This is a genomic window from Mesorhizobium sp. B2-8-1 (assembly GCF_006440955.1).
Classification (GTDB): Bacteria; Pseudomonadota; Alphaproteobacteria; order Rhizobiales; family Rhizobiaceae; genus Mesorhizobium.
In genome coordinates, this window is the sequence record NZ_VFTX01000001.1 from 569,279 (window position 1) to 587,291 (window position 18,013).

Below are 18,013 nucleotides of genomic sequence, written 5' to 3' on the forward strand. Positions count from 1 at the left end.
GGCCGGCCAGGGTACGGACAACCAGGATCACCTCGCGCATGCTCGATCGCAACAGGCAGCCCCAAATCGCCGGTCCTCGACATGGCCAGGCTTTGTCCGCGGACCTCTATTATGACGGGGCGCAGAATTATAGTCCTTACGGTCGAGACTATGCCGCTCACGACGAGAGATTCAATCCGCTCAAGCTGCTTTTCTATGTCGTGCAATATCGCTGGCTGATTGTCATGATGGCGGTGGCTGGCCTAGTTGCCGGTATCATAGTGACAATGATGCAGACGCCGAAATATCAGGCAACGACACAGCTGGAAATCCTGGTCCCTTCGGCAAAGGTTTTTCAGGACATCGAAGTGGTTTCCGAAAACAGCGACTTACGCGCGTTTCTGACCGCTCGCGAGAAACTGAAGAGCCGTGCGCTGGCCCAGCGCGTCGTGTTTCAGTTGGGGCTCTCCGAAAAACCGGATTTCCTATTCCCAACCCCGAGCTTCTCGCTCAGCAACATCCTCTACCGTGCATTCGGAATTTCCAAATCGCCTTCGATCCAGGAAAAGACCCCCGAAGAGCGAGAGGCAATGGCGATCAAGCGCGTTCTGAAGGATCTGACGGTCAACCTTGTGACCAACACCAGCTTGCTGTCGATCACCTTCATCGACCAGAAGCCCAGATACGCAAGCGACGTCGCCAACCAGGTCGCGCAGAGTTTTATCGATCAACGTCTCGACCAGACCAGCGAGACGTCCGATCTGGCGAGACAGTTCATCCAGGAACAGGTCCTGCAGGTCAAGCAGAAGCTGCAGAAGTCCGAGGAGGAGCTTGTCACCTATGCGAAGGATGCCGGCATCACCGTCACCGGCGACGACAAATCGCTGATCGGATCGAACATCGAGGCGCTGAACACAGCGCTCGCTACCGCTATCCAGGATCGTCTTGATGCCGGTCGCGTCGTGGACCAGATAGACAAGGGGCGAGGCTCCAGCCTGTCGCCGGTTCTGGAGAGTGATGGCTTACAAAAACTCAGCGAAAAACTCGCGGACCTCAAGAGCCAATATCAGCAGAAACTGAGCATTCTGAAGCCTGGCTTTCCGGAGATGCAGCAACTCCAGTCGCAGATCAAGGAGCTGACGCGGCTCTATAACAACGGCGTCCTGGCGATAACCGATTCGCTGCGCCTGAAGTACCAGGAAGCGCAGAACAAGGAAGCCGACCTCAAATCCAAGCTCGCCGAGATGGAAAAGCAGCAGGTTGTCTTCAATGACAAGAATATAAAATACACCATCCTCAAGCGCGAGGTCGATTCCAACCGGTCGCAATATGATAGCCTCATCACCAAGCTGAATGAAGTAGGCGTCAGCTCCGAGCTCAAGACGCAAAGCGCAGCCATCGTCGATTTCGCGACCCTGCCCGTAAGTCCCTATTCTCCGCGCCTGATCATCAATCTGGCGATCGCGCTAGCGCTGTTCATGGCTCTCACTGCATCGATCATCTACATCATCGAGTTGCTGAACAACACCTTCACCAACCCCGAGCAGGTCGAAAGGGAGCTGGGGCTGGCCATGCTCGGTATCCTGCCGCTCGTCGATGACCGCGAACTGACGGCCAGCATCGCCGACCAGAAGTCCGGGCTATCGGAAGCTTATCGTTCGCTGCGAACGTCGCTGCAATTCTCCGGCGCGGAGGGCGCGCCGCGTTCGCTGCTGGTGACCAGCTCCGAGCCTTCCGAAGGCAAGTCGACGACCTCGTTCAAGCTCGGCCAGGATTTTGCCGCCCTCGGTGCGAAGGTCTTGCTTATCGACGGCGATCTGCGCAAACCGAATCTTCATCGGCTGTTCGGTCTCGACAACACGATCGGGTTGAGCAATCTCCTGACGAATACCGTGCGCAAGGAAGATGTGGCGGGCATATTCAGGACGACCAAATATCCCAACGTGACCGTGCTGACGTCCGGAACGATCCCGCCCAACCCTGCGGATCTGCTTTCATCGCCGAAGATGGCGCTGATCGTCACCAATCTCGGCAAGCGTTTCGATCTCGTCATCATCGACGCTCCGCCGATCGTCGGCCTGTCCGATGCGCCCATTCTCAGCCGGCTTGCCGAGGGCACACTGGTGGTCATTTCCACGAACCAGGTGACGCGCAAGGCGGCCAAGACGGCGCTGAAACGCCTGCGCGCAGCCGGAGCGAACGTGATCGGGGCGGCAATGTCGAAATTCGCGGTGAACAAGTTCGACTACAACTACGCCTATAAATACATGAACTACCAATATTACGAACATGGCGCGGGCACGCCGAAGATTGAGGGCAAAGTCGATGACGGAGCAGGCCAGCCCTCTCATGCAAAATCTCCTGCGTTCAAGCGTTTGGTTCGTCGCCTCCGTTCTGGTGTTGATGGCTTCGTCGATCGGGCTAAGTCGGCTCCTTGAGGAGGGAACGCCGAGCGTGTCTCTGGCACTGGACCCGCTGAACGCAGATGCCTTGATAGACGAAATTGCCGGCGAGCTGAACGAAACGAGCGTCGATCTCGGCGCCTTGGCGGCCAAGGCCAAGAATGCGCTTCGCTTCAATGTCGCGGACGCCCGTCTCTACAGCCTGATCGGTGAGATCAGATATCGGCAAGGCGAACAGGCCCAGGCTTTCGAACTTTTCGACCAGGCGCGAAAACTGTCCAAGACTGAAATCCATGCGCTGCAGAGGTCCATCGATCGCTCGATCGCGGCAGGCGATCTGGCGAGGGCCGTGGGCGAGATCGACACCTTGCTGCGCCGGTGGCCAGACCAGTTTTCGGCCATCGCCCCAGGCTGGCCTGCCATCCTTTCCAATTCCGACGGCTATCAGGCCGTGCTGGCAGCCCTGGAGGCAGAGGCGCCGTGGCGTGGTAAGCTTTTTCTCGCCCTTGGCCAGAACCCGCAAAGCCTGGGACCTGCAAACCAGCTGCTGCTCGATCTCGGACGCACGGATGCGCCCCCGAAATCCAGCGAATTGTCCGCCGTTATCACCGGTTACATCAAGCAGAAGGACTATGGCCCGGCCTATCGGCTGTTTCTTTTCAGCCTGTCCGATCGGGAGCGGAAGCTGGGCGGCTATATCTTCAATGGCGGCTTCGAGCCGCTCTTCAGCGGCAAGCCGTTCGACTGGGTGATACACGACCGATCTGGGCTGGAGATCACCTTTGCCGGATCGCAGGGCGCGGGTGAAAGTGAAAGCGACAGCAACAGCGGGGCGACGGTTCGATTTCTAAACACGCCGGTCAAGAACGCTGCGCTTCAGCAATATGTCGAATTGCCCCCCGGTTCTTACCGGATGTCCATGACCGTGTCCGCAACAAATCTCAAACTGCCAAAGCAGCTGTTCTGGTCCGTCAGATGCGCGGACCCGTCAAGCGAGATAGCGCGCTTCAACATACCGGAAGGCACATTCAACCGGCGAAGCCTGAGCCTGGATTTCACCGTCGGACCGGCTGCGTGTCCGATACAGTTGCTGAGGCTGGAAACAGCCGCAATTGCCGAGAGCTGGCGGTTTCGATACGTCGGCACGCTGGTCATGCACAGATTGAGCATCGAGAGGGTGTCGTCGTGAGAGCACGGTCACGGCAGCCCGGGCAGTGGGACAAATACCTGCTTGGGTCGGTTCTTTTCCTGTCCCTGCTGATTGGCGGCGGCACCGCGAGCAGCCTCTACACCGAAACGCTGATCGAGATCGCGGCGATTCTCTCGGCCGCGGCCATCCTGTCGCGGCCCAGCGGACAAACAATTCCCCGGGCTATCTTGTGGCTGATTGCTCTCGGCCTAGCCGTGTTCTGCTTCCAGATCGTTCCGCTGCCCGGGGCCTTGCTGGACGGGTTGCGGCCCGAGGTGCTGCTTGTCAGACCCTGGCTGGATGGTGAAACGCAATCGCGCTTCGTCAGCGTCGGCGTCGGGCGCACGATCGAGTGCATGTTGTATTTCGCCGCCGCCGCGGCATTTTTCCTCGGCGTCACCCGCCTGCGCACCGAGGAGGTCTACGGCCTTGTTCCCTTCTTTTTCATGGGCGTCATCTGCAATGGCCTGGCCGCGGCGATCCAGTATTCGCTCTCCGATACCGTCGCCATAGAAGGATTGCTGCCGTTTACGATCAATGCGGGCCTGTTTGCCAATCAAAATCACTTTTCGGCCTTGCTCTTCGTCTCCATCCCATTCGTGGTCTATTATGGCTTGTTCCGTGGACATTTTCTGTCCGGATCGCTTGGGCTGACGATGCTCTTGCTGCTTCTTCTGGCAGCCGGCTCGCGCGCCGGCATTCTGATCGGACTGGTGATCACCGCGATATCAGTTGTCTTCCTGTCCGCTCGCTCAAGGGCGGGCGGATATGGCATTCTTGCGGTTTTCATCGGGCTTTCCGTCTACACGATCGGCGCATGGGCGAAGATCGATGCGAAAGTGGTCGATCCGGCTTTCGGCAGGGCGGAGTTTGCTCGCACCACGATCGATGGAATGAAAGAGAACTGGGTGACTGGCGTTGGTTTCGGCAGCTTTCCGAAGGTCTATCAGATATACGAAAAAGCCGGAATGATTTTCAGAACTTATGTAAATCATGCCCACAATGACTACCTCGAATTGGCACTTGAGGGCGGCATACCGGTCGTTTTGTTAATGATTGTGTATGCCATATTGCTTTTCGCCTCGTCGGTCCGGATTCGCCGGGAGCCGTTACAGAAGGCTGCATTTCTGTCGGTGTCGTTTTTGCTCGTTCACTCTCTTGTCGACTATCCCTTGCGAACCGCAGCACTCGCGATGACGTTTGCCTATTTGAATGCGATCGTCTTTCACAAGGGTTTTGCCGAGCGGCTGAACCAAAGGCGCGAGATGGGCGAGATAGGCCATCACGATGAAGACGATCTGCTTGTCCCGGCCAGGACCTCGGGCCCGGCAAGGCAAGGGCGGTTGGCGGGGGCCGGGGACACTCGCTCGGCCCCTTCGTCGGGCACCAGATTGACAAGCCACGGCATGAAACCTAAGCACGGGCGGCTTGTGTCAGGGGAGGGGACTTAGGCATGTCAAGGAGAGTTTCTTGAAAGGAATTATCCTTGCTGGGGGCAGTGGAACGCGCCTTTATCCGCTAACGTTGGCGGTCTCCAAGCAAATCCTCCCGGTATACGACAAACCGATGATCTATTACCCGCTGAGCGTTTTGATGCTTGCGGGGATTCGAGAGATTCTGGTCATATCCACGCCGCGGGACCTGCCGGTTTTCCGCGAGCTGTTGGGCGATGGATCGGAATTCGGGCTTGAGTTGTCCTACGCCGAGCAGCCGCAGCCCAACGGGCTTGCGGAAGCGTTCATTATCGGCCGCGATTTCATCGGCGCGGACAGCGTTTCGATGATACTGGGCGACAACATCTATTTTGGCGACGGATTGTCCAAGCTTTGCCGCACCGCGGCATCGCGCGAAAGCGGCGCTTCGGTGTTCGCCTACCATGTCGAGGATCCGGAGCGCTATGGCGTGGTGTCCTTCGACAAGACCACTGGAACCGCGCTCACGATTGAGGAAAAACCACAGAAGCCGAAATCCAACTGGGCCGTCACCGGCCTTTATTTCTACGACAACCAGGTTGTCGATATCGCCTCAAGGATTCGGCCCTCGGCTCGAGGCGAGCTCGAAATCACGGCGGTCAACAATGCCTACCTCAAGCGTGGCCAGTTGCAGGTGCATCGGTTGGGGCGCGGCTATGCCTGGCTCGATACCGGCACTCACGACAGCCTGGACGATGCTTCTTCGTTCGTGCGTACAATCGAACGTCGCCAGGGCATCAAGGTCGCCTGTCCGGAGGAAATCGCCTTCGAACAGGGCTGGCTGAGGGCCGATGAAGTGTTGCAGCGGGCAACCCGCTTGGGAAAAAATGAATATGCCGCTTATCTGCGCCGTCGCGTGGTCGAGTTGTCGGAGGACTAGATGCTGGAGGTGAGACCCCTTGGCATCGAAGGTCTGCTCGAAATCATTCCGAAGCGGCACGGCGATGCCCGTGGCTACTTCACCGAAACCTGGAACGCCGCACGCTTCGCCGAGGCCGGCCTCGAACTCGCCTTCGTCCAGGACAATCACTCCTATTCCGCCGCGGCCGGTGTCGTCAGGGGGCTGCACTATCAGTTGCCGCCACGTGCCCAGGACAAGCTGCTGCGCGTTGTCAGGGGCAGCGTCCTGGATGTCGCGGTCGATATCCGCCGCTCCTCGCCGACATTCGGAAAATGGGTTGCCCTCGAGGTCTCGGCCGAGAAGGGCAACCAAATCCTGGTGCCCAAGGGCTTCGCCCACGGCTTCATGACGCTCGTGCCCCATACCGAGGTGCTGTACAAGGTGACCGACACCTATTCGCCCGAACACGACCGCTCGATCCGTTTCGATGACCCCGCCATCGGCATCGAATGGCCGCCGCCGCCTGGCGGCTTCCAGCTTTCTGACAAGGACCTCAAGGCGCCGCTGCTCGCCGCCGCCGAGGTGTTTGCCTGATGAACATTGCCAGGTGCACGGGGATAGCGGCATGAACTTTCTGGTGACGGGCGGTGCCGGCTTCATCGGTTCGGCGGTGTGCCGGCATCTATGCGCCAACCCGGCCTACCGGGTGATCAATCTCGACAAGCTGACCTATGCGGGCAACCTGGCCTCGCTGCGGCCGATCGAGAATGCACGAAATTACAGTTTCGCCCATGCCGACATCTGCGACGAACGGGCGGTGCTCGACATATTGCGCCGCGACGATATCGACATCGTCATGAACCTCGCCGCCGAGAGCCATGTCGACCGCTCGATCGATGGGCCGGGCGCCTTCATCGAGACCAACATCGTCGGCACCTACCGGATCCTCAACGCAGCGCTGGAATACTGGCGCGGCCTGTCCGACGACAGGAAGGGCCGTTTCCGCTTCCATCACGTATCGACCGACGAGGTGTTCGGCGACCTGCCCTTCGATGGCGGCATGTTCGTGGAAGAGACGCCTTACGCGCCGTCCTCGCCCTATTCCGCCTCCAAGGCGGCCTCCGACCATCTGGTGCGCGCCTGGCACGAGACCTATGGCCTGCCGGTGGTGCTGTCCAATTGTTCGAACAATTACGGGCCTTACCATTTTCCCGAAAAGCTGATTCCGCTGGTCATCCTCAACGCGCTCGACGAGAAGCCGCTACCGGTCTACGGCGCCGGCGCCAATGTGCGTGACTGGCTGTTCGTCGAGGACCATGCGCGCGCGCTGGAACTGATCGCCACCAAGGGGCAGCCGGGCGAGAGCTACAATGTCGGCGGCAATTCGGAACGCACCAATCTGGGTGTCGTCGAGACGATCTGCGATCTGCTCGACGCCAGGCGCCCCCGGGCCGCCGGCAAAAGCTATCGTAACCTGATCTCTTTCGTCACCGACCGTCCCGGCCACGATCGCCGCTACGCCATCGACGCCTCCAAGATCGGCCGCGACCTCGGCTGGGCGCCGAGGGAGAATTTCGACAGCGGCCTGGCAAGGACGGTCGACTGGTACCTGGACAACAAATGGTGGTGGGGACCGATCCGCGAGCAGCGCTATGCCGGCGAAAGACTGGGCGAAGCCCGCAAGGCGGCCGTGTGAGGCTCGTTGTCACCGGACGAGAGGGCCAGATCGCGGCAAGCCTTCTGGAGGCTGGGCGCGGGCGCGAAGATGTCGAGGTCATCGCCATCGGCCGGCCGCAACTTGACCTCGCGCGGCCCGGGACCGTGATCGACGCCATAGCGGCCGCCATGCCCGATGTCGTCGTGTCGGCAGCCGCCTACACGGCGGTGGACCAGGCCGAGGACGAACCTGAGCTCGCCTTTGCGGTGAACGCCGCCGGCGCCGGCGAGGTGGCGCAGGCGGCGGCTCGGCTCGGCGTGCCCGTCATCCATCTGTCGACCGACTATGTCTTCGACGGCACCAAGGACGGTCCCTATCTGGAAACCGACGCGACCGCGCCGATTGGCGTCTACGGCGCCTCCAAGCTTGCCGGCGAACAGGCGGTGGCATCAGCCAATTCGCGCCACCTGATCTTGCGCACGGCGTGGGTCTACAGCCCGTTCGGCAAGAATTTCGCCAAAACCATGCTGAGGCTGGCCAGCGATCGCGACGAGATACCGGTTGTGGCCGACCAATGGGGAAATCCCACTTCCGCGCTTGATATCGCTGACGCGATCCTGCATGCGGCAGCACGGCTGCACCGCAACGAGGATTTCGCCGCGTGGGGCATCTATCATCTGGCCGGCACGGGCGAGACCAACTGGAGCGGCTTCGCCCGCCATATCCTGGACATAAGCGGTGGGCTCGGTGGCCCCTCGGCGCGGGTGCGCGATATTGCTGCGACGGATTATCCGACCAAGGCGCGCCGCCCCGCCAATTCACGGCTGTCGAGCGCGAAGTTTGCCTCCGTGTTTGGATGGAGTGCGCCGGACTGGCGGCTATCGACGGAAGCAGTGGTGCGGCGTACCTCCGTCTGAGAGCTCGTTTCGGGTCACGAATGGGCGAACCATTTGCCAAGTCGGAAGCTGGCCGGTTCCCAGCACGCGGCGCTCAGCCTTAGCTAATTGAACAGTGATTCGTCCGGCTCTTGCCCCGCATCGCGCAACGCGACAAGCCCGGAATAGGCTGTCATCGCCTCTTCGACTCCCATGATGCCCGTGGCCCTGCCACGATGCATGACAATGCACTTGTTGCAGAAATCGCGAATGAGGCTGTCGGAATGCGATGCCAGCACCAGGACTCCAACGCTGCGCATGAAGCTTTCGAGGCGTATGCGGGCTTTGTGCATGAAATGGGTATCGCCCGCGCCGATACCTTCGTCCAACACCAGTATGTCAGGCTGAATGGCGGTCGAAATGGCGAAGGCCAGTCGCGCCTGCATGCCGGTGGAGTAGGTGCGGATCGGCATATCGAGATAGCTGCCGAGTTCGGTGAAGCTCTCGATTTCGGGGATGAGCTCTTCGATTTTGCTCCGGCGCAGCCCGAGCAGCAAGCCGCGTATGCGAATGTTCTCATAGCCCGTGGCTTCGGCATCTATGCCGAGACCCATATCGAACAGAGATCCAACGCTGCCCGAGACGTCGATCGATCCGGTGGTAGGGTGATAGATACCCGAAATAACCCTCATCAATGTGGACTTGCCTGCACCATTGGTTCCGATGAGGCCAAGCCTGTCACCCGCGGCGAGCTCAAGGCTCACGCCGCTGAGCGCCCGTATCACCACTGTGTTTTCATCGGCGGAGTTGATCCTGCCTCCTGTTCCAGCCGACAGGATGGTATTTTTGAACGAGCGTGACCGCGCCGAATAGATCGGGAGATCAAGGGTCACCGATTTGAGAGAGACACGCGCCATCCGCCAGCTCCGCTATACCCAGAGCGCCAGGCGCTTGTAGGCTCGATTATAGATCACGGAGGCCACCAACCAGCCGATTACCGCCATGACCATGCTGCCGACCCACTGCAGCATGACAGGCATATTGCCCAGCATCGGCTCCCGAACCAGCTGGATAAGCCAGTAGAGCGGGTTGTAATCTATGGCAGCGAGATAGTTGGGATTGCTCGAACTGGGCGTCCAAAACACCGGCGTCAGGAACATGAGAAAGCTGAGGAAGTTCCCGACCACAAGTGGAATGTCTCGGAACCGGGCCGAGACGGTTGCAAGGATCACCGACATCCAGCCGAGATTGAGAATCAACAGAAACAGGCCCGGGATCACCATCAGCAGGGTGGCGCTTATCGGGATTCCGGTAAACAGCACGACGAATGGATACAGGATCATCGTGTGGAGAAATATCAGCACCTGCACCCAGAGGGTGCGCAATATGTTCGCGCAGACGGGCTGGGGGAGGCTCTTGATATAGGCCGCGCGTCCGATCAGCGCCTGACAGGATTCCGCCAGGGCCGTCGACAGAAATTGCCAGATCATTATCCCAACGACTATGTATGCGATCAGGTTGGTGATCGGGCGTCCCTGGATGGACGACATCATGAATCCAATACCGCCGGCAACAGCCGCCGTGCTGATTACGATCCAGAATGGCCCGATAGCCGAGCGCCGGTAACGCTGGCGTATATCGAAGGCACCGAGGCTGAGCCAGGATTCGAAGGCGGCAATGGCAGCGAGAATATCGCTCGTCCCTGATCGCGGCGGGGTTGTTGCGGGAGCACCCGAGACATTCATGATATCACCAGTACCAATGCGGCGGAGACTCCGGCCCGAGGAGCCAGGCGAAGAAGCCCTGCCTGTATGGTTTCGAGGCAGACCGGCAATCCGCGCAAGAAATTGCGCGGTTCGCCGCTGGCAGTTGCGGCAGCGCTTAACACGAGTGTTGCAATAAGCCAAGGCATCACCTAGTGCTTCGCCCAGAAACAAGATCGACGATCGGGATGCCGGTATGAACCGGTATATAGAGTATATAGTCTCGAGACAAAGTATCCCGAAATATAATCCCGGAGAAGAATGCTATGGATGGAACTGCTGACAAGTTGGAACCCGTCTTGTGGATGGATTTGACGGCCACATTACACGCCACTGGCGGAATTATCGGCATCATCCGTGCGGAAATGGAACTGGCGGTCGGCCTTTATCGCAATCGGGCAAATGTCCGATTCTTTTGCCTGCGAGGCGAAGCGCTTGTGGAAGTGCCGGCTTCTGAACTCGATTGGCTCCTGGCTTCGGAAAATGTAGCGGATGCGTTTGTTGCCCGGCTGAAGAAATCGAACCGCTCTGGCAAGCCTTCACCGGAGAATCGGGTCGGTGTGGTGCCACCCCACATCCGCAAGGACATCGAGCGGGTCAGCCACGTCGACATTAGTCGCTTCAAACGGTTTCGTGCGGGCCGCGCTCTGTTGATAAACGCAATGGAACCCGGCTGGCGAAGTGTTGTGCGCGTGGCGACAGCGCCGCTTGTGGGAATTGGTGTAATTCTGTCGAAGGCCGGTATTGCCAGCCGGGCCGCTCATGCCGGATTGATTGGTCGGCAAAAGCCTATGGCGGAGCCTGTTGTCGTTCCTCCTGTTGGTTTTTCTCATCCGTTCAAAGATGGAGACATTCTATTCAGCGCAGGATTCATGCTCAACGACAAAGAAAGGGTCGTAGAGCGTGTCAAGCAGTCCGGAACCCGAGTCTATCTGGGCTATTTGATTTACGATATTATTCTTATCAGCTCCGTAACCCGACACCTTTATCCTGAATACGGGGTTACCACTTTTCAGTCCTATTTTGACTGGATGTCGCGCAATTGTGATTTCCTTATTTATGGCGGCCAGACGGCGCAGAAGGATTCTCATCAGATACAGCGTGAGCGCAACCTGCCCATACCACCCTCGGCCGCTATTCAGTTCGGCAACAATCTCGGCGTCGCTCGGGAAGGCGGTGAGGATGATGCGACTGTGCTGGGGCGTCTCGGCCTTACGGGCAAATTCATGTTGACGGTAGGCAGCATCGAAGGTCGCAAGAACCACGAGACACTGTATCGTGCTTACGTGATGTTGCTCGAGAAAATGGGAGATGCCGCACCCCAACTCGTGTTCGTAGGACGGCCAGACCCCTATTCCTCGTCGGATTTAATCGACACCCTCAACCGGGACCCCCGCATACACGACAGGCTTATCGTGATACAGCCTTCTGATGTGGAACTTGACGTCCTATACCGAAATTGCGAATTCACGATGTTACCGACGCTTTACGAAGGATGGAGCCTGACGCTTCCCGAAAGTCTGGGCTATGGCAAGCTTTGTCTGTGTTCGGATGTCGTGCCGCTTCGCGAAGTTGGACGGGACCTTGTCGATTATATCGCACCATGGGATGTGGTCGGTTGGCGCGACCGGATGGAATACTACGTGATCAATCAGAAGAGTCTCTCCAGCCGCAACGCCAGGATTGCCGAGAACTGGAAAGGCACAACTTGGAACGACTGCGCCTTGGCCCTCAACAAGGCGATAAGCGCATTGCACCATGACAACCATGGCTTGACGCTTTCCGTGGCACCGGCTGCCTCGACGCGGCCCATTTGGATGGATCTTACTCTGAGTTATCTTCTGCCGCAGAAAGGAATTTCCGGCGTCATCCGAGCGGAGCTTCTCTTCGCTCGCGAGCTTTACAAGATTGACCCCAGCGTTCGCTTTTTCGCCTGTGACCGTGGACAGGCGTTTGAGATACCGATGGAAGATATTCAGTGGCTCTTCCACGGCGAAAACTTGAGCGCGGACTTTATCCAGTTCAATCAAATGATGAATGAGCGGGCGGCCCATGGTGTCTATCGTAGCCCCTACATGAGTGCTGATACTGGACTAAGGACAGTTGCTGCAAGCAAGCTGTCGCTGTTGCGCCAAAAGCCAAAGCTGCGCAACATTTGGGACGCACGTGAAGGCTCGCTCCTAGTCGCCAGCGCCCTGCCAGGAAAATGGCAATCCTGGCTGTATAAAAGGGCCGTGCACTACAACCAGAAAAAAACTCTGTCAGACGCGCCTTCCAAAATACCGACGTCGCAAATAAGCAATATGAGCTTGCTCCCCGACGGAGCGATAGTATTCTTTGCAGGTATAGACTGGACTCTTACCACTCTCAAAGCGCTGCGTGACATGCCGGATCGCGGGCGCCTGTTTCTTGCCCATGTTCTTTATGACATGACGCCAACGATTACGCCGCATTTACATGTGATCCAAAGCCCTCCAGTTTATCTGAAATTCTTGGAGCTGGTGTCCAACACGTTCAATTTTATTATTTACGGTGGGAAAACGGCGCAGCGCGATGCAACGCTTATTCAGAAACAGAATGGTTTCGAGTCCCCTGACAGTATTCCCATTCATTTCGGGGGCGATATTGTTAAGATGGATAGCACGGAGGAGCAGGACCGTGAGCTTTTGCAATCGCTTGGCGTAACTCGAAAGTTTCTGTTGGCGGTCGGCACGATCGAAAACCGCAAGAACCACGACACGCTCTACAAAGCTTACCTCACTTTGCTGGAGCGCGGCGGGGACGTGCCGCAGTTGATTTTCGTGGGTGGGCAGGGCTGGCATACGGGCGATTTCATGAACCGCATTACCCGTGACGACCGGGTGAAGGGTAAGATCATCATTTCGCGCGCTAATGATGCCCAGCTTGATGCCCTCTACCGTCGTTGCGAGTTCACCCTTCTAGCCAGCCTGTACGAGGGGTGGAGCCTGACTCTGCCGGAAAGCCTCGAATACGGAAAGTTCTGCCTTGTTTCCGACGTCGAGCCGCTGCGCGAGGTGGGCGGTGATCTCGTCGATTACGTGTTGCCCTGGGATGTGATGGGGTGGGCGGACAAGATCCGTTATTATCTCGATAATCCGGCACAATTGAAGAAGCGCGAACGTGCCATCAAGCGCAACTGGAAAACCTACAGCTGGGCGGATTGCGCGAGGGACGTGTACGCGGCATTGCAAAGCAATGCCGATGCCCACTTCGCCAGGCTCGCTGACATGGGTTCACCCGAAAGAACTTCTCAACCTGTGATTTCCCCTGCGAGCCTGGCAAGGCGCTCGGATCCATGACTTCACAACCGAGGGTGGCGAGGGCTGTGGAATTGCAGCTCTGGAAGACACCGCCAGCGTGAAAGACCCGCCGGGCGACGGGTGGCAGGTTTGCCTTGGCCATGACGGGCCATCGCACTTGTGCGCAACCAGCCCGCCGGCTTTTTGCTTTTGGCGTTTTTGTACACCGCTCTCCAAACGGCCGCGACAGCCAGCCCTATCTGCTCATGTCCCATCACGCCGCAAGGATCGCGTCCAGCGCCACGTGCGGCTGGATTCGATTGCCAGAATGCGCTGGCGAGCGACAGCCAACGCAGCCTCCGCTGTCGCCAACTCAGATTGCAGGTCGGTTGATCGCTGTCTTGCCCGCGCATGCTTGTCACGCCAGTCCTCGACTTCCGCGCGCAGAGCTTCGTTGACCGTGCCGAGTGCGTGGATTTTGGTGTGCAGATTGCTCGCCTCGTTTTGAGAGGCTGCCAATTGCTCCCTCAGGCTTTGGATCTCATCTTTGCTTGCCGCGAATGCCAGATCCAGCTTTGTGTGCTTTCCGTATACCTCGTTCAAGCTGTCGAGCAGCTCAGCTTTCTCGACGTCGAGCGCTTGGATTTTTGTGTACAAATCGTTCGCCTTGCCCTGAGCGACCGCCAATTGCTCCTTCAGGCTCTGGATCTCATCTTTGCCTGCCGCGAATGCCAGATCCAGCTTTGCATATTGCCCGGATCTTTCCTTCAAGCTCTCGATCAGTTCAGCTTTCTCGGCGTCAAGCGCGTGAATTTTGGTATGCAGATCGCTCGCCTCGCCCGGTGCGGCTGCCAATTGCTCCCGCAGGCTCTGGACTTCATCTTTGCCTGCCGTAAATGCCCGATCCAGGTTCGCATAGTGCCCGGATGCCTCCTTCAGGCTGTCGAGCAGTTCGGCTTTCTCGGCGCTGAGCGCTTGTACGGTGTTGAGCAATTCGGTCTTTTCGATTTCCGCAGCCCGATCATACTCGTGAGCCTGTTCCTCCAGCCGCCGTACGATCCCGCGATATTCGGCCGCCGCCGACACATCGGCATGTGGCTCGGCTGACCAATAATCGTTGCCACAAAACGCCAGCAATGCCTCGGTGGACACACCGGATTGCTCCAAAAGCTCTATCGCACGCGCTTCCTGCGTCCGATAGAAATCCAGTTCGGTCGGCTGATACCAACGCTGCGGCGCATGGACACCTTCAAGATCGATGCCGGGGACGCCAAGCGCCTCCAGTCGGTTCCCTGCATTCTGGCGTAATTCGGCATTCTTCGTCATCCGATCGATGTCGAGTACTAGGTCGGCATGGTCGAGGGCGTGACGCAGCGCCAGCCCCCAGAGGACGCAGTGTTCGAGATAGCTGTTGGCGGGTGACCGATGCACGCGCGAAAAATGGCCAAACTCTGCCATAATGTCGGAAGCGGAGAACGGCACAAAGCCGATAGCCTCGCGCAATGCCAGAATACTGGCGGGCGGGTTCGCCGCATTGACACACAGCGCGCGCGCTCGCTCGAAGAATTCGTTGACCTTGTAGGACCACCACGTGTCGCGCGGATTGCGGATCAGCACCAGATGCACCCCGCCCAGGCGTTCACGAAGTTTTGCGATCCGCATCCCCGTCCGACATTCCTGAAACACTGGCCGACGCGGGGAAGCCCCGATGAGTGCATCGAAAAACGCTGCCGTATCCACGCCATCAGCGGTGCCAAAAAAATCGTCGTAGAGCATGGGTTTCTGCAAGACGTTCGCCCATGCCGCGTAGGTATCGTGCAGTTCCTGGAAATAGGGCTTTCCAAGATCTGGATGTCGCAATTGCAAAGCTAGCACCTGGTTGGACTGCAGCAGGATCCGCGGGTCGCGCTGCCCCAACAACGCCACTTCGTTGAGCGACTCTTGGAATGCGTAGTAGAGCTCGGTCCGTTTGCGGAACAGCGAGTAGACGTAGGTGCTGCTCGAGCGCCAGGAAGAATGGATGAATATCGGCGGCAGGCCTTTGTCGGCTGCTTCTTTTTTCATCGAAGGGTTCCGCATGGCCACATCTACGTCGCTCACAGCCACATCAAACGGCACAAAATCCACAGGGAATTAGGCAGTACGGATTGGCGGTCGATTATGTCGATTATAGCGCGACGGCCGATGTTGTCTTGCGGTCGGAGCTATGAGCAGAAATGGGTTGTTTAGACACGCGGCCTCTGGAATTTAACCAGGCTCTCCGCAGGGTGACATTCAAAGGCTTTTCGAAAAATGTGTAAATTATAACAGAAGCAAAAACGCAAATTATCAAAAGTATGGATGAGATTATTGTTGCGTAAATCGGCGAATTAACCGGATCTATGACCATAATTTTTGCTCCGGTCATAATAATGATCTGATGAATCATGTACAGCGCGAAAGAAGAATCTCCAAGCAGGACCAGGGGCCGCCACGCTAAAGCCCTGGAGACAAAGCCACGTTGATGAGCGAACACAAATATGACAGCTGACATCGGAAGAATATAATATATATCAAGACGATACGGGAAGCCGACCCCGCCATAAACGCCCACTAGTGTGGCCGCGCCCAAAAATGCCATAGTGACAACCTCTAGAACGGTTGCGGAGGTGGGCGTCAATTGTAGCTTATTTGATTTGAATAGACGGTATATCAGCATTCCTGTGAGAAAATCGATAAAGCGGAACACAGGATTAATATATATCAGCCAGCCACCCGTCGCGCCATTCGAGCCAAACGCCAGAATGTTTATCAAAATCAAAAACATTAGAACAATCCAAAACGCAATGAGTTGTCGTGTTGATGAAAAACAGATCAAACAAAATATCGAGTAGAATACCATTTCTGCAGATATACTCCAAGAGACGCCATTAAAGCCAAAGTAGTAGTCGAAGTCAGGTATGGTTGCCTGGACGAGAAGAAAATTCGATATAAAGCGATAATCTGACGTTAAATAGGGCCAGCTCCGGTAGGCGACAATCGCCGCGAACAAGGTGAGTAGGTGTGTTGGGTATAGCCTTGCGACGCGGAAAAACATGAAATCGGCGAAACTAACTTCGCCGCTTCTGGCGCGCTCGGTGAAACTGAGGCTAATTATAAAGCCTGACAGGATAAAGAAGAAGGTGACGCCATTGAACCCTTCAAATAGTAGGGTATGGAAACTTTTGATGTTGGGGTTCGTAGAACGACCGAGGAAATCGAGGTGATGTAGAAGAACACCGAGCGCGGCAAAAAACCGCAAAGAGGTAAGGCTATCAATTCGCATTTCAGACCTTCGCGGGAGGGGTTGCCAAGCGAGCATCTCTATTCGCCGGCGTACGAGCCTTCTGCCAACGTGGGCGCGGCAGGTTCTGGCGGAATAGTGGCCGAAGGTTTTCGGGCCATAAATGGTCTCTCGACAGCCACGTATGAGGCCATAGCAACAGCAATGACGATCACGAGCATTATGGCACTCAAGGCCATGTAAGCTAAGATAGAGTCGATGTTGAACAGCCTACTCGAAATCTTTATAACATACCAGTTAATGGCCAGGTGCCACAGGTAAAGAGAATAGCTTACCTTGCCTATCAGCTGGACGGGCGGTGCAAAGATCCATTTCTGCGAATTGTGTTTGCTGGCCCAAAAATAGAGAAATATGCCAAATGAGACTAGCAGCAAAGGAACGCTGCGAACGGGTACGGTCGGAGCATCCAGGCCCCGGATATAAAGCGCGATAACACCTATCCACAATATGGCGAAGTAAGGGGACGCGAATATCTTCCCCAGCGTAACCAGCACATCTGGCCTCAGTTTGTCGGCGTAGGACATCAGGCCGCCAAGGAAAAACGCGAGCAGGAAAATTGCGTCGGAATTTCCCCCGTCGATCTGCCGCGGATCCATGAAGACCATGATCAGAAATATGAGAAAGCCGGTGATTGCAGGCAAGGATTTGAAACAGGACGCCAAGGGCAGCCAAAGGTAGAACAGCCACTCCCATTTCAGCGACCAGATAACATTGATGCGCTGCACCGTCTCCGGGAAAAACACGTCATTTGTGCCGCCGAAACCAAAGGCAAGATTGCGGACGAGCAGCATGATGTGATCGAAGGTAAGGCTAGGCATCCTGGCAAGGACGAGCCAGTCGAAAAACATCACCGTGCCAACCATGGCCGTCGCCGCGGGAACCAGTCTTTTTAGACGCTTGGGAAAAAATGTTGTGTAGTTGAAACTGCCCGTCAAAACCTGCGACCAGAAGAGATGGCCAGTCAAAAAGAAAAACAGGATAACCCCGACCGCACCCGGGAATGAGGGGATCGGGGAACCGGGTATGAGGTTTCCAAAATACATCATGGAATGAGTGGTGAACACCATCATCGCTGCGATGCCACGCAGCGCCTCTAGCGAATGGGAAAATCCCTTGCCGCCAGACTCTTCTACCTTGGCCCAGCGGTTAAAGAGCGTAACGAGCGGCAAAGCCATTACATAAAGAGCGCAACAATATGCGGAAAAAAGGAGTTCAAGCGTCATTCTTGCTTACTCGGTATGATCACGACAAAC

The 18,013-nt window shown here is 57.0% G+C and carries 13 protein-coding genes; 8 read left to right on the forward strand and 5 right to left on the reverse strand.

Features of this window, described 5'->3' with window-relative positions:
• The first annotated feature begins 38 nt into the window (after nt 1-38).
• The 7 genes from FJ428_RS02815 to rfbD are packed head-to-tail and all read left to right on the forward strand — an operon-like array spanning nt 39 to nt 8,457.
• Nucleotides 39-2,417, forward strand: a complete 2,379-nt coding sequence (locus FJ428_RS02815; protein ID WP_140878888.1) for a polysaccharide biosynthesis tyrosine autokinase — start codon at nt 39-41, stop codon at nt 2,415-2,417.
• On the forward strand, nt 2,305-3,570 hold the full coding sequence (locus FJ428_RS02820) for a hypothetical protein (protein ID WP_181167191.1): 1,266 nt from the start codon (nt 2,305-2,307) through the stop codon (nt 3,568-3,570). The genes FJ428_RS02815 and FJ428_RS02820 overlap by 113 nt, the downstream gene beginning before the upstream one ends.
• Nucleotides 3,567-5,021: an O-antigen ligase family protein gene (locus tag FJ428_RS02825; RefSeq protein ID WP_140878889.1), complete on the forward strand. Its 1,455-nt coding sequence runs from the start codon at nt 3,567-3,569 to the stop codon at nt 5,019-5,021. Before FJ428_RS02820 ends, FJ428_RS02825 begins: the two co-directional genes overlap by 4 nt.
• A gap of 19 nt (nt 5,022-5,040) precedes the next feature.
• Nucleotides 5,041-5,922, forward strand: coding sequence for a glucose-1-phosphate thymidylyltransferase RfbA (rfbA, locus tag FJ428_RS02830; RefSeq protein ID WP_140878890.1), 882 nt, complete (start codon nt 5,041-5,043; stop codon nt 5,920-5,922).
• Nucleotides 5,923-6,477, forward strand: coding sequence for a dTDP-4-dehydrorhamnose 3,5-epimerase (gene rfbC / locus FJ428_RS02835; protein WP_140818645.1), 555 nt, complete (start codon nt 5,923-5,925; stop codon nt 6,475-6,477). It abuts the gene before it with no gap.
• 31 nt (nt 6,478-6,508) lie between these two features.
• Entirely contained in the window at nt 6,509-7,579 is a 1,071-nt protein-coding gene (gene rfbB, locus FJ428_RS02840) for a dTDP-glucose 4,6-dehydratase (RefSeq protein ID WP_140878891.1), read from the forward strand.
• Nucleotides 7,576-8,457, forward strand: a complete 882-nt coding sequence (gene rfbD, locus FJ428_RS02845) for a dTDP-4-dehydrorhamnose reductase (protein WP_140878892.1) — start codon at nt 7,576-7,578, stop codon at nt 8,455-8,457. The genes rfbB and rfbD overlap by 4 nt, the downstream gene beginning before the upstream one ends.
• A gap of 83 nt (nt 8,458-8,540) precedes the next feature.
• Here the strand turns inward: rfbD and FJ428_RS02850 are convergent, their stop codons facing one another.
• Nucleotides 8,541-9,332 (reverse strand): ABC transporter ATP-binding protein, encoded by a 792-nt coding sequence (locus tag FJ428_RS02850; protein ID WP_140878893.1) that lies wholly within the window; start codon nt 9,330-9,332, stop codon nt 8,541-8,543.
• 12 nt (nt 9,333-9,344) lie between these two features.
• Entirely contained in the window at nt 9,345-10,160 is an 816-nt protein-coding gene (locus FJ428_RS02855; RefSeq protein ID WP_140878894.1) for an ABC transporter permease, read from the reverse strand.
• Between the two features lie 284 nt (nt 10,161-10,444).
• On the opposite strand from FJ428_RS02855, the gene FJ428_RS02860 reads away from it, so the two are divergent.
• On the forward strand, nt 10,445-13,498 hold the full coding sequence (locus FJ428_RS02860) for a glycosyltransferase (protein WP_140878895.1): 3,054 nt from the start codon (nt 10,445-10,447) through the stop codon (nt 13,496-13,498).
• A gap of 204 nt (nt 13,499-13,702) precedes the next feature.
• Here the strand turns inward: FJ428_RS02860 and FJ428_RS02865 are convergent, their stop codons facing one another.
• From FJ428_RS02865 to FJ428_RS02875, 3 genes are all read right to left on the reverse strand, one after another.
• Nucleotides 13,703-15,502 carry a hypothetical protein gene (locus tag FJ428_RS02865; RefSeq protein WP_140878896.1) on the reverse strand — a complete coding sequence of 600 codons (1,800 nt, stop codon included), beginning with the start codon at nt 15,500-15,502 and terminating at the stop codon, nt 13,703-13,705.
• 103 nt (nt 15,503-15,605) lie between these two features.
• Nucleotides 15,606-16,778 carry an acyltransferase gene (locus tag FJ428_RS02870; protein WP_140878897.1) on the reverse strand — a complete coding sequence of 391 codons (1,173 nt, stop codon included), beginning with the start codon at nt 16,776-16,778 and terminating at the stop codon, nt 15,606-15,608.
• A gap of 2 nt (nt 16,779-16,780) precedes the next feature.
• On the reverse strand, nt 16,781-17,983 hold the full coding sequence (locus FJ428_RS02875) for an acyltransferase (protein WP_140878898.1): 1,203 nt from the start codon (nt 17,981-17,983) through the stop codon (nt 16,781-16,783).
• Nucleotides 17,984-18,013: the final 30 nt, after the last annotated feature.

Bases quoted from the DNA above. Each gene is read 5' to 3' on its own strand.
- rfbC (WP_140818645.1), top strand. From the start codon at position 5,923: ATGCTGGAGGTGAGACCCCTTGGCATCGAAGGTCTGCTCGAAATCATT.
- FJ428_RS02875 (WP_140878898.1), bottom strand. From the start codon at position 17,983: ATGACGCTTGAACTCCTTTTTTCCGCATATTGTTGCGCTCTTTATGTA.
- FJ428_RS02860 (WP_140878895.1), top strand. From the start codon at position 10,445: ATGGATGGAACTGCTGACAAGTTGGAACCCGTCTTGTGGATGGATTTG.
- FJ428_RS02850 (WP_140878893.1), bottom strand. From the start codon at position 9,332: ATGGCGCGTGTCTCTCTCAAATCGGTGACCCTTGATCTCCCGATCTAT.
- rfbB (WP_140878891.1), top strand. From the start codon at position 6,509: ATGAACTTTCTGGTGACGGGCGGTGCCGGCTTCATCGGTTCGGCGGTG.
- FJ428_RS02870 (WP_140878897.1), bottom strand. From the start codon at position 16,778: ATGCTCGCTTGGCAACCCCTCCCGCGAAGGTCTGAAATGCGAATTGAT.
- FJ428_RS02855 (WP_140878894.1), bottom strand. From the start codon at position 10,160: ATGAATGTCTCGGGTGCTCCCGCAACAACCCCGCCGCGATCAGGGACG.
- FJ428_RS02820 (WP_181167191.1), top strand. From the start codon at position 2,305: ATGACGGAGCAGGCCAGCCCTCTCATGCAAAATCTCCTGCGTTCAAGC.
- FJ428_RS02865 (WP_140878896.1), bottom strand. From the start codon at position 15,502: ATGAAAAAAGAAGCAGCCGACAAAGGCCTGCCGCCGATATTCATCCAT.
- FJ428_RS02815 (WP_140878888.1), top strand. From the start codon at position 39: ATGCTCGATCGCAACAGGCAGCCCCAAATCGCCGGTCCTCGACATGGC.